This window comes from Flavipsychrobacter sp. (assembly GCA_041392855.1).
GTDB lineage: Bacteria > Bacteroidota > Bacteroidia > Chitinophagales > Chitinophagaceae > UBA5543.
In genome coordinates this window covers 1,223,483-1,238,131 of record JAWKLD010000001.1, presented here as the reverse complement: position 1 = coordinate 1,238,131, position 14,649 = coordinate 1,223,483, and the positions used below count along the sequence as shown (strand labels likewise).

General features: G+C 38.2%; 15 protein-coding genes and 1 riboswitch. Of the genes, 13 read left to right on the top strand and 2 right to left on the bottom strand.

The window, feature by feature from the left end:
• Positions 1-5: 5 nt before the first annotated feature.
• From R2800_05840 to R2800_05785, 12 genes are all read left to right on the top strand, one after another.
• Complete coding sequence (locus R2800_05840) at positions 6-1,166, top strand: glycosyltransferase (GenBank protein ID MEZ5016555.1); 1,161 nt, start codon at positions 6-8, stop codon at positions 1,164-1,166.
• Positions 1,157-1,783, top strand: coding sequence for a 16S rRNA (guanine(527)-N(7))-methyltransferase RsmG (gene rsmG, locus R2800_05835; protein ID MEZ5016554.1), 627 nt, complete (start codon positions 1,157-1,159; stop codon positions 1,781-1,783). Before R2800_05840 ends, rsmG begins: the two co-directional genes overlap by 10 nt.
• 72 nt (positions 1,784-1,855) lie before the next feature.
• The gene (locus tag R2800_05830) at positions 1,856-2,566 is read left to right on the top strand and encodes a YebC/PmpR family DNA-binding transcriptional regulator (GenBank protein MEZ5016553.1); all 711 of its coding nucleotides are present in this window, start codon (positions 1,856-1,858) and stop codon (positions 2,564-2,566) included.
• Between the two features lie 55 nt (positions 2,567-2,621).
• Entirely contained in the window at positions 2,622-2,831 is a 210-nt protein-coding gene (locus R2800_05825; GenBank protein ID MEZ5016552.1) for a cysteine-rich CWC family protein, read from the top strand.
• A 15-nt stretch (positions 2,832-2,846) separates the two neighbouring features.
• Positions 2,847-3,605: a 23S rRNA (guanosine(2251)-2'-O)-methyltransferase RlmB gene (gene rlmB / locus R2800_05820; protein MEZ5016551.1), complete on the top strand. Its 759-nt coding sequence runs from the start codon at positions 2,847-2,849 to the stop codon at positions 3,603-3,605.
• A gap of 28 nt (positions 3,606-3,633) precedes the next feature.
• A riboswitch (cobalamin riboswitch) is annotated at positions 3,634-3,825 on the top strand.
• Between the two features lie 121 nt (positions 3,826-3,946).
• On the top strand, positions 3,947-4,942 hold the full coding sequence (locus R2800_05815) for a DUF4465 domain-containing protein (protein MEZ5016550.1): 996 nt from the start codon (positions 3,947-3,949) through the stop codon (positions 4,940-4,942).
• A 5-nt stretch (positions 4,943-4,947) separates the two neighbouring features.
• A complete protein-coding gene (locus R2800_05810) occupies positions 4,948-5,952 on the top strand; it encodes a T9SS type A sorting domain-containing protein (GenBank protein ID MEZ5016549.1) in 1,005 nt (334 codons plus the stop codon).
• Positions 5,925-7,013, top strand: coding sequence for a hypothetical protein (locus R2800_05805; GenBank protein ID MEZ5016548.1), 1,089 nt, complete (start codon positions 5,925-5,927; stop codon positions 7,011-7,013). Before R2800_05810 ends, R2800_05805 begins: the two co-directional genes overlap by 28 nt.
• Positions 7,003-8,949 carry a TonB-dependent receptor gene (locus R2800_05800; GenBank protein ID MEZ5016547.1) on the top strand — a complete coding sequence of 649 codons (1,947 nt, stop codon included), beginning with the start codon at positions 7,003-7,005 and terminating at the stop codon, positions 8,947-8,949. Before R2800_05805 ends, R2800_05800 begins: the two co-directional genes overlap by 11 nt.
• Positions 8,950-9,078: 129 nt before the next feature.
• Complete coding sequence (locus R2800_05795; GenBank protein ID MEZ5016546.1) at positions 9,079-9,738, top strand: hypothetical protein; 660 nt, start codon at positions 9,079-9,081, stop codon at positions 9,736-9,738.
• Between the two features lie 398 nt (positions 9,739-10,136).
• Entirely contained in the window at positions 10,137-10,700 is a 564-nt protein-coding gene (locus tag R2800_05790; protein ID MEZ5016545.1) for a sigma-70 family RNA polymerase sigma factor, read from the top strand.
• Positions 10,701-10,710: 10 nt separating this feature from the next.
• Entirely contained in the window at positions 10,711-12,639 is a 1,929-nt protein-coding gene (locus R2800_05785; GenBank protein ID MEZ5016544.1) for an outer membrane beta-barrel protein, read from the top strand.
• Positions 12,640-12,642: 3 nt separating this feature from the next.
• Here R2800_05785 and R2800_05780 read toward each other — a convergent pair whose 3' ends face one another.
• The gene (locus R2800_05780; protein MEZ5016543.1) at positions 12,643-13,416 is read right to left on the bottom strand and encodes a queuosine precursor transporter; all 774 of its coding nucleotides are present in this window, start codon (positions 13,414-13,416) and stop codon (positions 12,643-12,645) included.
• A 68-nt stretch (positions 13,417-13,484) separates the two neighbouring features.
• Positions 13,485-14,048 (bottom strand): GNAT family protein, encoded by a 564-nt coding sequence (locus tag R2800_05775; protein MEZ5016542.1) that lies wholly within the window; start codon positions 14,046-14,048, stop codon positions 13,485-13,487.
• A 165-nt stretch (positions 14,049-14,213) separates the two neighbouring features.
• Here R2800_05775 and R2800_05770 point away from each other — a divergent pair, with 165 nt between their 5' ends.
• Positions 14,214-14,645, top strand: coding sequence for a hypothetical protein (locus tag R2800_05770; GenBank protein ID MEZ5016541.1), 432 nt, complete (start codon positions 14,214-14,216; stop codon positions 14,643-14,645).
• Positions 14,646-14,649 lie beyond the last annotated feature (4 nt).

The following is a 14,649-nucleotide window of genomic DNA, read 5'->3' as shown; positions in this document are numbered from 1 at the left end:
CTAGTATGTTCAATTCTTTATGTTTCTTTGCAGCAATGCTTGCAGAGATAATATTCATTGTTTTTCTAATAGGAGTCCTTATTCAGTTAGGTTATCTTTTGAGTATTTTCGCTCATTTTTTTTCTTTGCCAGCTAATAAACCCATTACGACAGCAGCTGTTCCTGTTTCCATTATTATCTGTGCTAAAAATGAGGCCGATAACCTACGCAGGTATCTACCTAAAATATTGGCGCAAAGATATAAGAATGATGTCGGTAATTCGCTATTTGAAGTAATTGTTGTTAACGATGCCTCTGTTGATGATACCCAAGAGGTATTACAAGCGCTGAAAGAGCAGTATCACTTACTAAACATTGTTACCATAACAGATGCCGACAACCGTGATAAACCTGGCAAAAAATATGCTTTAAGTAGAGGTGTTGCAGCTGCACAACATGATGTGCTATTAATGACGGATGCCGATTGTGAACCTTTAAGTGAATCTTGGCTTAGCTATATGGTTGCTCCTATAGTAGCAGAGCAGAAGGATATAGTTCTGGGATATGGTAAGTATCGTTCTGTTAAAGGATGGTTGAATGCTTTTATAAGATGGGAAACCTTACACACTTTTGTACAATATAGCAGCTATGCAATACTTGGTATGCCCTATATGGGAGTGGGCCGAAATATAGCCTGCACCAAGTCGGTTCTATTAAAGGCACAGCAGTCGCCCAAATGGAATAAAACAGCATCGGGTGACGACGATATGCTTGTTCAGCTTGCAGGAGAAAAGGATAATGTAAAGGTAGTATACGCAAAGGAGGCTCATACTGTATCTACTCCTAAAGAGCATTATGCCGATTGGAAGCACCAAAAGCAACGCCATTTTTCTACAGGTAAGCTTTACAATAATAGGTCTAAATTACTTTTGGGGCTGTATGGTATTACTCATGGGCTGATGTGGCTATTATTCATCGCATTGTTATTTACCCCATATAGAAATGTTGCTTATATAGTAATGGGGGCTAGGTGTATTGCCTATTGGGTGTTTTGGAGCTATGCTGCTAATAAATTAGAGGAGCAGGCTATAATAAAAAACATCATACCAACTGATTTTGGCTGGGCTTTATATAATTTTGTCTTTTCGCCATACATTATTTGGAAAACTAAACAGACGTGGAAATAATCACAAAATATTTTGCCGACTTTACGGAGGAACAGCTGAAACAATTTGGGCAGTTGAAGGAGCTATATGCCGAATGGAATGATAAGATCAACGTTATTTCTAGAAAGGATATAGATCAGCTCTATGAGCGTCATGTACTGCACTCTTTATCCATAGCTGCGGTTTGTCATTTTGATGATGGAGCCAGTGTTATAGATGTAGGTACGGGAGGTGGTTTTCCGGGCATACCTTTGGCTATATATTTTCCTAATGTAGAGTTTTTGCTGGTTGATAGTATTGGCAAGAAAATAAAGGTGGTAAATGAAGTGGCTGCAGCTATAGGGCTTAAAAATGTAACGGCTATACATGGAAGAGCAGAAGATGTAAAAAATAAGCAGTTTGACTATGCAGTTTCTCGTGCGGTGGCGCCTTTAGGTAAATTGTGGAGCTGGGTAGGTAAATTGATAAAAGAGGGGCAGAAAAGTGAAGACCTACCTAATGGCCTAATATGTCTCAAAGGGGGCGACTTAAAGCAAGAGTTTAAGGAGTCGGGGTTAAAGCCAACGGTTTGGGATGTATACGACATTTTTCCAGAAGAGCATTTTTTAGAAAAGAATGTGGTGTATGTAAAACGATAATGGAAATAAGGACCAACATCCCAAAAACAATTCCTATTTTTAAGCCCTGAAAAAGTAATAATACCATAAAATATGGGAAGAATATTTGAAGTTCGTAAGTCTAAAATGTTTGCTCGCTATGACCGTATGGCGAAGCAATTCACAAGAATAGGTAAAGAGATAGCCATAGCTGTAAAAGCAGGTGGTCCAGACCCTGATACCAATCCGGCTCTTCGTCGTGTGATGCAGAATGCTAAGTCGGTAAATATGCCGAAAGACCGTATTGAAGGCGCTATTAAGAATGCTTTAGGTAAAGATACAAGCAACTATGACGAGGTGTTGTACGAAGGATATGCACCTCATGGTATTGCAATATTGGTAGAAACTGCAACAGATAATACTACACGTACGGTTGCCAATGTACGTTCTCACTTTAACAAAGGTGGTGGTACACTAGGCAATAGCGGTTCAGTTGGTTTTATGTTCAAGCACTTAGGTGTTTTTAAAATGGCTGCTGAAGGTGTGGATCAAGAAGAGTTGGAACTAGAATTAATAGATGCAGGACTAGAAGAAATGGGAGAAGATAGTGAGGGTAACCTTGTGCTTCGTTGCGAGTTCAACGATTTTGGTAATATGCAGAAAGCGCTAGAGGAAAAAGGCATTGAGGTGAAATCGGCGGAGCTGGAGTGGCTACCACTAAATACAGTAGAAGTTACAGATGAACAGTCAGAAGATGTGTTCAAACTCATAGAACGTGTTGAGCAAGACGACGACGTTCAACGTGTATTCCACAATATGGGGTAATAAGCAATAATATTAACTAATAAGGCCACTTTATAAAGTGGCTTTTTTTGTACTTATGGCTAGTAAAAAATGTTCAAAATGTGGTGCTGCTTTTGGTTGTCATCCCAATAGCAATGGTTGCTGGTGCGAGCAATATCAATTATCAACAGCCTCATTACAGGAACTGAAAGCTAATTTTTCAGATTGTCTCTGTCCTCAATGTTTAGCTGAATATGAGACTACTGAAAATGAAGATGAGCGCAAAAGCAATAATACTGCTAATTAGAATTAACTTTGCAGCATGAAGAAAGGTGCTTCGCTACCCATACTAATAGGACGTAAGCCAATGTTGGAAGCATTGGAAAGTGGTACTACAATAGAAAAGTTGTTTATTCTTCGCTCTGCCACAGGTGAAGAGATAAGTAAGATAAAACAACTGGCTAATGAGCGTAATATCCCTATCAGTCAAGTACCTATTGAAAAGTTGAATAGACTTACAAAGGCACAGCACCAAGGGGTAGTAGCATGGACGAGTCTTTTGGAATATGTTGATTTACAATCTGCCATATCTCATGTAGTTGAGCAAGGTGAAAATCCTCTGTTCGTATTGTTAGACGGGGTTACTGATGTTCGTAATGTAGGTGCTATTGCTCGTACTGCATTATGTTGTGGTGTTCAAGGACTTATATTGCCTACTTCATCATCCGCTTCGCTTACCGAAGAGGCTATAAAAACATCTGCAGGTGCGTTGAATAAAATTATGCTATGCCGTGTGCCGTCTGTGCCACAAGCAGTAGATATACTTAAGCTGAACGGAATAAGCATATTAGGAACACAAATGAAGGGTAGTGTGCCTGTGTATGATGCTGATATGACCATTCCTTCTTGTGTGGTAATGGGTGCGGAGGATAAGGGCATCAGTAAAGATGTGCTCCGTAGAGCTGATGTGCTGATAAATATCCCAATGGCTAAAGCTTTTGATTCGCTAAATGTATCTGTAGCAACGGGTATGGTTCTTTATGAAGCACAGCGTCAACGTATTTTATCCGAACAAGGATAACTTTTTATTTTTTTCTTCTCGAACTTTTATACATTTGCCGCACAAAGGTTTCCTACTTGTAGGAATGAAAAGGGAATTAGGTGAAAATCCTAAACATTACCCGATGCTGTAAGCTTCATTTAAAACCTTTTGCAATCTTATGCCACTGTTCCGTATGGAATGGGAAGGCTGCAAAAGAGAGAAGTAAGTCAGAAGACCTGCCTTAGTACATTTTACTTATCGCTGCTTTCGGGAAAAAAAGCACAGTAAGAATAGGTCGAGGCTTTTATTATAGCATTTACTTCTTCTCATCTGACATTTCCGTAGCTGCGTACATTTTTTAATTGTTTAAACAATTTATTATGCGCAGAATTTTTACAATCGCAACAGCCTTAGTTTTAGGCGCAACAGCTACTCAAGCACAAACAGTAGCCACATTCGATACCTTAACATTAGTAGGTACGGATACTTTTTATGTAAACTACAGCAACCCTGGAAATGACGTTGGGTTTGATGATGGTTTGGCACATTTTCCTACCAATTACGATACCGCAGGTTACAAAGGACTAAGAAAAGGATTTGTTTATTCTAATATGACCGATAGTATGACCAGTGGTTATACTAATTCTTTCTCTGCAAAGGCAGCAAAGGGTTATAATGGTAGCAATCAATATTTAGTAGCTAGTGGAGGTACTAATAAGGTGTATCTAAAGGGTGCTGCAGTAGGCAAGCCTGTAAAAGGGTTTTATGCTACCAATACCACCTATGCGTACAATAGTATGCGCGATGGAGATGCATTTGCTAGAAAGTTTGGTGACTCAGGTACAATAAAAGGTAGTCATCCTGATTGGTTCAAACTAACTGTATATGGATATGCAAACGGTAGTAAAAAGGCTGATAGCGTTGATTTCTATTTAGCAGATTTTCGTTTTGCAGATAGTACCAAAGACTATATTCTAAAAACGTGGGAGTGGGTTGATTTACAATCGTTGGGTAATGTTGATAGTTTGGAGTTTAAAGTGACTTCTAGCGATGTTGGTCAATGGGGAATGAATACGCCTGCTTTTTTCTGCATGGATAACTTTACAACAGATGAAACCGTTTCTGTAGCTACCATAGCTCAGCCAATTGTAGCTAAAATATATCCTAACCCTGCTGTAGATAAACTAAATATACAGTTGCAGAACAACTCTGTAAAAAGAGTAAATGTTATCTCTATTTCTGGTAAGGTAATAGCGCAGTATTCGGTAACAGGTAGCTTAACTACGATCAATACTTCAAGTTTAACTTCAGGTATGTATCTATTGCAATTGGTTGGCGAAAATCAAAATGCAGTAGTTAGATTTGTAAAACAATAAGCGCTATGAAAAGTGTTGTATTAATATTATCCTTCTTGTTAATTATATCTGAGGTGCATGCACAATATGCACCTCAGGCTACAGTTTCGGGTAGTACTGCTATTCAGAATAGTGATAACTCAATAGTTGGCTGGGCAAAGAGTTGTACTATAGAGCGAGGATATATGGATATTGCCGATAAAGCAAAAGGCAAGGTGACTTTGGGAGATCCTAGCTATGCAGTGGGGAATGCCGATAATTTTATTGTGAGTCTTGGAGATAGTGGTGTGGCTGTACTTACGTTCAGTAGTCCTATTTACAATGGTCCAGGAGCTGATTTTGCAGTTTTTGAAAATGGCTTCAGCAACCCCAATGACCCTGAAGAGGCCTTCTTAGAGTTGGCTTTTGTAGAAGTGAGTTCAGATGGTATTAATTATACCCGCTTTCCTGCATCTTCCAATACGGGAGCGCCACAAGTGCCGGGCTCAGGAGTTTATATGAATGCTAGAAAGATCAATAATCTGGCAGGAAAGTATATGACAGGTTGGGGTACGCCCTTCGATTTGCAAGAACTGGTAGGAACCGCAGGACTGGATGTGAATAGTATCACACATGTACGTATTGTAGATGTTATAGGAGATATAGGGGCTAATGGCTCTAAAGACAAGGATGGAAATGTTATAAATGATCCTTACCCAACGGCTTTTGCCAGTGGTGGCTTTGATCTGGATGGTGTAGGGGTAATGAATATGGCAGGAGTATTTCCTAATGCTATCGCTTCCGTCACCGCAAAGCAATATCATATTTATCCTAACCCTACTAATGGTATGATTTCGATTACTGCTTCGGATAATCAGCTAGATGGGGCTAACTTTATCATATTAGATGTTGCAGGGAAGGTGTTGGAGAAAGGAGTATTGAAAGAAGCGCGTAATCAGATAAATCTTACCTCATATAGTCCAGGCATCTATAATATTATATTGAAAAGTAAAAAAGGTGACCAATGGGTAGAAAAAATTACCAAGTTGTAAGGCTGTTTGTTTTATTCGCTTTTCTTTTTGCTGCATGTGAAAAGGATACCGTAAGGACAACGCCATCCACACAACCCCCAACAGGCAGTACACAGCGCAATGTCTTTGTGGTATGCGAAGGTACTTTGGGCAATGGTAATAGCTCTTTGCATCTATATACTCCCGGTCAGAATTTAGTGTACAATGATGTTTACAAACAAGCCAATAGCGAGCTGCTTGGCGATGTTTTTCAAAGCATGACACGTATTGATAAACGTTTGTTTTTATGTGTCAACAATTCTGATAAAATTGTAGTACTCAACTTGTCAGACAGGAAAAAGGTGGGGGAGATAAATGTGTCTAAGCCACGGTATATAGTAAGCGCTTCTTCTACCAAAGCCTATGTCTCTTCTATTTTTAGTGATAAGGTTCATATTATCAACCCTCAAACTTTGTCGGTTGTAGGGGAGATAACAATGCCCTATAAAAACCCCGAGGGTATGATATTGGTCAATGGTCTATTATATGTATGCTGTTGGGATACGAATGCTAATAATATTTACGCCATTGATATTAATACCGATAAAATAGTAAAGGCCATACCCATAGCTGGCAAAGCACCTCATGATATTAGTATAGATAGAGATGGTAAGATATGGGTGTTGGCAGGTAATGCCCCTAAAAAAATATGGGCTACTTTGACTCGTATTGAAACATTAAGTAGCCAGATCATGAAGTCGTATAGTTTTCCTCCACTGGCTGAGCCTATGCGTATAGCGTTCAATCAGTCTCGAGATAAGTTCTATTTTATTGAGGTAGACTATAATGGAAGTACGCAGTATAATGGTGTGTATACCATGGGTATTTACGATGATAAAATTCCTACTACACCATTCGTAGCTGCTGCACAGTTTCAATACTACTGGGCGCTGGGAGTAGATCCTACTAATGACGATGTCTACATTGGCGACCCTAAAGGTTTTGTTCAAAAAGGTTCTGTATCTGTCTATCGTGAAGATGGTACAAAAAAGAGTAGCTTTGATGTGGGTATAGGTCCGGGTCAGTTCTATTTTGAAAACTAAGCAACATATTATCTACCAGTTTACGTCTTTTAAGAGTTGCCTGAAAGTAGCTCTTTTCTTCATTTGTTTGTCTGCGCTACATACAACTAAGGCTCAAAACTTAGCTGATACTTTAAAAGGAGTAGACATAATTGATAAGGCAAAATTGTCTAATGACGACCGTGTAAATAAATTCTCGCCTGGTCAGAAGAAGTTCACAATAGATAAATTAACGCTATCTGCTTACCAGTTTCAGGACATGGGTAATTTGTTGTCGCAACAAGTTCCTGTGTTTGTTAAGTCATACGGGGTCAACAACTTAGCCACAGTTAATTTTCGTGGTTCTTCAGCTGCTCAGTCTCAGGTTTTCTGGAATGGGGTACCTATACAGAATGCGGCATTAGGTATTGCAGATGTGTCTTTGCTGCCTGTTTCTTTGATGGATAAAGTAAACGTAGTTTTAGGTAGTTCGTCCGCATTATGGGGTAGTGGTAATGTTGGAGGGGCGTTATTGGTAGAAAATGATCTACCTAGGTTTCAGGAAGAAGCACATAGCGAGCAGTCAGCATCTGCTGTTGTAGGGAGTTTTCAGCAATATAGGATAGGGTTAAGTACTTCTTTGGCTACAAAGAAACTTGTGTTGAGTTTGAAGTTGTTCAGTCAGTCGGCACAAAATAACTTTCCATATACGAAAGCAGGGCAAGACCTAAGAATGGATAATGCGGGCTTGAGAAGTGGTGTTGGTCTATTTCAGTTAGGGTATAAAATAAATGCACAACAAAAGCTAGGCTTAAAGGTTTGGTATCAGCAGTATTATAGAGAGATACCTCCTGCATTATTTGAAGCATTCTCGGTAAAGAATCAACGTGATGAATCTGTACGTCTTTTGCTGGATTGGGGAAAGGATGGAAAGTTGCCCGTATATGCCAAGCTCTCTTATATAAGAGACTATATGCATTATCAGGATACAGTGGTTCTTCTAAATAGTAAAAACATTACAAATCAGGTTTTTGCAGAAGTTGGTATTGCCAAATCTTATAAAGGGCAACATCATTTTAAGTTATTTGCACCAGTGCATATGCTATGGATGCAACGTGTACAGCGTAATGATACCAAGACACAAAATAGAGTAGCCCTTGCTGCTGCCTATGCTTTTAATAACAGGAAGGGGAATATAGAGCTTGCTGCAAACCTCAGAGGCGAAGCGGTGAACAATAACAGCTTTTTGCTACCGGGCATTAGTGCCTCTTATGCTCCTCTGAAATGGTTGAGTCTTGGTGCTAATGTGCAGCGTACTTATAGAGTGCCTACGCTGAATGAACTGTATTATGTGCCCGGGGGCAACGAAAAGCTAAAACCCGAGCAAGGATGGACACAGAGTGTAGGCTATAATGTAACTGCGCAAGTAGAAAAGCTAAAGCTACAACATGGATTTTCGGTTTTCAACAGGCAGATAGATGATTGGATATTATGGTTTGGTGGTGCTATTTGGACGCCGCACAATATAGCCTCAGTACATAGCAGGGGTATAGAAACGGAGAATAAGCTGTTGATACCTATCAGAAAGCTAAAATTGCATCTGAAGTTTAATGGTGCTTATACCTTAGCTACAACGGTAAGCAGTTATCAGCCCAATGATGGCAGCATAGGAAAACAGATACCCTATACACCAAGATATACCGGTCAGGCAAATATTGGGTTTACATGGAAGATGTTCTATGTGAATTACAATCATGTGTACACAGGGGTTAGGTACATCACTACCGACCAGTCTTTTGCTTTAGAGTCCTATGTTATTGGTAATCTGCAACTTGTGTTCGATACCGAAATAAAAGATCATGCCTTGAAGCTTATCGCTTATTACAATAATATTTGGAATACCGACTACATGGTAGTAAATGGCAGGCCAATGCCAGGGGCAAATTGGATGCTTGGTGTGAATTTTAGTTTTTTATAAGTCTTATATCGCTTGGTTTGTAATGAGCATATGTTAATGTTGTAACTGTTTTTAACTACCGGTTATTTCCTCGTTCTAGTTGCTATTAGTTTGGCTTTTTCTTAGCATTTTACCCTGTATTATTGTCGCATGAAAAAACTTGCTATAGCCTTATTGGCCATCACTACGCTCTCTTTATCTTCTTGTTCAAAAGTACTTTTAGGTATCTACGGGATAAAAAGTGCCAAACCGATGTCTAACAAAGAAGTAGGTCGCGTGGCACAAAAAAATGGGTATTCCCTATATAGTATTTATACATTAGATAGTAGTTATAATCAATTGGTTCATAGTGATATAGATTTTCAAGGAGTTAATGATTCTGATAAGATCTACAAGGTGTTAAATTTTAAAAAGCAATTGTCGCAGCCATTGCAGTATATGTTGTTTGATGCTTCAGGCAAGCTAATAGTGCATAGTGTAAATTGTCATACAGGTGGTTTTCCCAATCTGAAATGGGATAGGGAGCAAGCTTTTCAGCAATTCCCGCCTGTTCCACTTTCCTCTGTCGATAGTACTTTTACTATGGATGACTTGAAAAAGTATCTGCATGTTGTTAATGTAAATGGTGGTTCTCAAAGCTATGACTATCAATGTGTTGTGTTTTGGAATAGATTTATGGGCCGTCAGAGTAAAAGGTTGGTAAAACTTGCCTTGAGCAATCTAAAGCAGGCAGAGCTTAAAGGCAAAAAAGTAAGAGTTCATTTAGTGAATAATGAGCACTATTTCTATCAGTTAGGTTTTGATTTGTAATTATAACTTAGATCATATTATTGTAAGCCAATTGTTTAATAACTTTTATCTAAAGTTATAATATAAGCATTTTACTATTCTATTACCGATTTGATGTGTTGTTCAATGTATCAACTTTTGTTGTAGTAAAAGCTAGGTGGTACTATTAAGACTTCTGTAAGCCAATGGAAGAAAAAGTACTCTTTTAAAATAGCTTACCCTTCTGATTATCAGCTATATATCTTAATCTAATATTAATTCAAGTAAATTTCTCATATCTCCTTTCTAGTGTGTATATTAGCATGACAAGTTTTTATTGTTAATTGTAAAAATTGTAACGTGGTTTACCCAACCCAATTGATATAGGAGCAGTCTATACAGTTGACATTTTCATTAATACCCGTTACTTGGCTATAGCTTTGGCATATACAGTACCTGGTCAGACCAGCGAGCTAGAAGAGCTCATCAGAGGGTGCATGCAGAATGAACGCAGCGCACAGGAACAGCTATATAGCATGTTCACTCCTCGAATGATGGGAGTAGTTCGCAGGTATATAGACCACATAGAGCAGGCCGAAGAAGTTTTAAATAATGGTTTTCTGAGAGCTTTTCAAAAGATAAACCAGTATAACTTCCAAGGCTCATTTGAAGGTTGGTTAAGAAAAATAGTGTTTCACGCAGTGTCTGACTATGTAAAACAGAATGCTCGTTATAACGACAAGATATTGTTGGTAGAGAAAGACGAGTATATACATAAAGACCATGCAGATAATCTATACTATAACCAACTTTTGGAGTTAGTACAATCCTTACCGGTGGCTACTAGGTCTGTGTTCAACTTGTATGTTATGGAGGGGTATCCTCACAAAGAAATAGGAGCTATGTTGGGTATAAGTGAAGGGACGTCCAAATGGCATTTGTCGGAAGGGCGAAGAATGTTGAAAGAAAAAATTGAAAAACTACAATTGCATTTAAAAAAATAAAATTATCCAAATGGATAACAACTTAACTAACATAGACGACCTCTTTAAGCAGCGTTTGGGCAACGCTGAAGAGGCTGGCCGTCCGGGTTCGTGGCTTAAAATGAAGGACTTGCTCGATGAGCATATGCCTGTAGGAACAGTACCTACAGCACCTGCCACAGGCAATAAACGCAAGCTAGGTTTTGCAGCTCTATTGCTACTACTTTCTGCCATTACCATTGGTGGTGGTTACGAAATGTACTCTTCATTTAAAGGAAATGCTGTGTCTGATGATACGATGGCGCTTTATGCCAGTCAAGGTACTGGTAGTGGAGTAGCCGGTGGTGTGATGAATAATGCCGACGAGCGAATTGCCCAACCTTATAATGAGTTTAACAACAAAGAGAACAATACAGCTACTTCAACTGAAGGGTCGATCGTAGGTGGTGGTACTAATAATAGTGCTACCAAAACTGTTGTGATCGACGCTGATCAGATGACTACAACTAAAGGTCCAAGTAGTTCAAATACTGTAACAAAACGTAACAATTCAATCAAGTCCACTGTGGCTAGTAATAGCGACAAGTCGCTTAATAACAATAGTTTACCTGTAGTTAAGGAAAGTGCTACTGTAGCTAGTCAAAATGTTACAGATAATACTAAACCAGCTACTATCAGCAGTGATAATACACAGCCTAAAGCAATTGCAGGTAATATGAGTAAACCGCAATCTACTGCTGTAGGCGGTAGTACTCCTGCACCACAGCAAACTAAGCAGCAGTCTAGAGATATGGGTGCGTTGGCATTGAATAGTAGTGCGGAAAGAATGAATAATACGGGCAACAAGCAATTGCCATCAGGTGTACAAGCTGACTTGAATATTAACACCAAACCTGTTCCTGATAATTCGAATAATAATAAAACTGCATCTACAGAAAACTATTTAGTTGATACAATTGATAAGATCGAAACAAGAGAAAGTGTGGCTAAGGATGGTAGCGTTATGGTAGATACATTATCAGTTGGTAGAGTAGCAATAAAATCTAAGAAGCCTGCAGAAGAAAAAGAAGAAGCTACAGTTGCTATGAACAATAACAAGGATAAAGACGCTTTACCTGAAGAGTTATTGTTACAAGCGCAGAATGCTAATTTAGAAACTGAAGATGGTGCCGGTGTTTATACGGACTTGTCTAAGAAGAAAGTTTCTAGTCATAAAATGAAGAACTATAACGGACACCGTTTTGAAGAAATGGTTCGTAACGCTAAATTCAAAATGAAGAGCGTTAAGTTCTATCCTGGCCTAGTAGCAGGTGTTAATAGCTCTATTGCTGCTAACAACGTGTCTGGCTTCCAGTTAGGTTTTGTAGGTGATCTGTCATTAAGTGATAAATGGAGTGTACTTACAGAATTGAAATATGTACAACGTTTCAATAATAATATCAACTTTAGCGAAAGCTATTATACTAACTTAGACTCATCGTATAACAGTGGCGGTGGTAAAGTATATACTTTTGACTCAGTAGGTAACTCTTACAACTTCTCTACGCTAGGAGCATTTGAGATGCCAATAGCACTTAGGTATAATGTTAAACGCTTCAATGTATTTGGAGGGGTGAATTTGGCTTATAACCTTAAGACTAAAGTTACTCAGGTAGATTTACCAAATCAGATCACTAAGGAAGGTGCTACGGGTTTTAGTCCTGACTATACTAAGATGGCTGGTGCTCCAAGTGTTAAGGTAAGTGACTTTACTAATAGATTCACAGTGGGTTATTTACTTGGTGTTTCTTACAACTGGTCTCCATCTATGAGAGTAGATATGAGATTAACACAATCAGTTTGGGATAATGCCGGTACTAATGGACAGAAGACAATATCTAAGGAGTTGTATAAGGTGCCTAATGTACAGTTGAACATTAGCTACCGTTTTAAACAAAAAGCTTATAAGAAGTTCCGCTAAGCATTACTGCATAGCGGCTTCTTTCATTTCCTTGCTTAGATTTTTGCCTAGGTATCTATCTATAGCTCCTTCTGCTAAGTATATAATTGGTGTAAGTATCAGTGCCATAACTGCTTTGTAGGAGTAGGTAATTAGCGATAATACTATTACTCGTTGTATTGTCCAGTCTCTCCCAATATAGAATGCGATGAACAGAACAATAAAGCTGTCTACCAATTGAGAAACTAGGGTAGAGCCTGTAGCTCTTAACCATACTTTCTTTTCACCTGTGGTTTGCTTTATTTTATGAAAAGCCCAAACGTCTACAATTTGGCTTACTAAGAAAGCTGTGATACTACCTACTATTATCCACATGCCTTGCCCAAATATGCTACTAAATGCTGATTGCATATTAGGAACGCCACTATCTGCTTGACTAGATATCCAAAAAGAAGGCTCAGCAGGTACTTCTATAGCTACATAAAACATAAAAAAAGCATAGCTAATAAGTGCTACCGCGATATATGAAATACGTTTTACAGCCTTTGGGCCATAGTATTCATTCACAATATCCGTCATTACAAATTCTAGTGGCCAAAGTAAAACGCCGCAAGTAAGTGTATACGTTAAGCCCTCTTGCCCTAAAAAGGAGAAGGGGTGTTGCTCAAGACCAAGTAATAACTCTAAAGAGAATAGTTTTCCTCCAATACATTCTGCAATTAGTGCATTAGCAATGAAAAATGAGGTAAGTACAACAAATAGTTTTGTTGCTTTGTTTTTTAGTATATAGTGTACCATTTTGCAGCTTTATATTGCTAATATAAAGCCAATACAACTATAAATAGAGTAATGTGAGTATTTGACTATTAGAAAAAGTCTTGGCTTTCAAAGTCTGAGTAGCTGCTAGGACTAAGGTCTGATTCATTATTCAACTCATAGTAATTCCATAAGTAAATATTACCATCAGATTCAATAGCTCTTTCTCCCATGTAAGAAAAGCCTGCGTTGATGTAATCTCTGTCTTTATTAAAGTTTCCGATTATTGCACGTGCACACAATTTGTCAAGACCGATATTATTAAATGCGTAATCAATGAGTGTATTACAGATCTCTGTCTCAAAGCCTTTGCGAATATGTTGAGGAAGTATTTCGTAGTGTATTTCGTAGGTGTTCACTTCTTCAATAAAAGAGAAACCAGCTAAACCTACAAATTCATCATTCTTAGTGGATACAGTGCCTATACCAAAACCGAGATTATGAAGTTCTTTTATGCAAGCATCTAGTTTGTCAGAAACTTGTAAACTATTGTTTATGGAAACTAAAGGTATGCTCTGCTGAAATGCATAGAAGTCGGGGTAGATGAGCTGAAAATTTTGAATATCTGAATGCTCTAAAGGTTTGATAATCAAATTGTCAGTTGTGATATACATGACTTTCAGGTTTTTAATTACGATGGTTTACAAAGATAATAAAAATAATACACATTATAGTTTTTTTTATTTCAATGGTATTATAAGTTTTTTTTAACGATACCAACCAATCCAATGGCACAGTTTTTACGTCTATATAAGTAGCATAACCAAACTTTTTAAGTTATGAACTTCAGAATATTAATGTTAGGCGGAGATAGTGAGGCTATGATTCCCGATGCGGAATATTTAAGAAATAGAGGCTTTAGGGTATATACCTGTGCAAATGAGTTGGCAGACGAGATGATTTCGGAAATTGTACCTGATGTTGTATTTGTGAATCCGAATAACCCGGGATTGAGTAGCACAAAATTGTATCATGAGCTATTAGATAATGTAAAGTTTTCCAGCATTCCCTTAATATATACGCTTGCTGAAGATGAGGTTTATTTAGTGAATACAAAAAGAACTGCCCCTAAAAGCAAGAGAAACTTTACAGCAGATAATATTATTGATGGTATAAGATTGGCTATTACCAAGCCTAAGAAAAATAAGGCGAAGACGAAAGTTCCGTCTCTAATAGAAATGCAACTACCTTATTATGCGCATACAGCATAAGTGA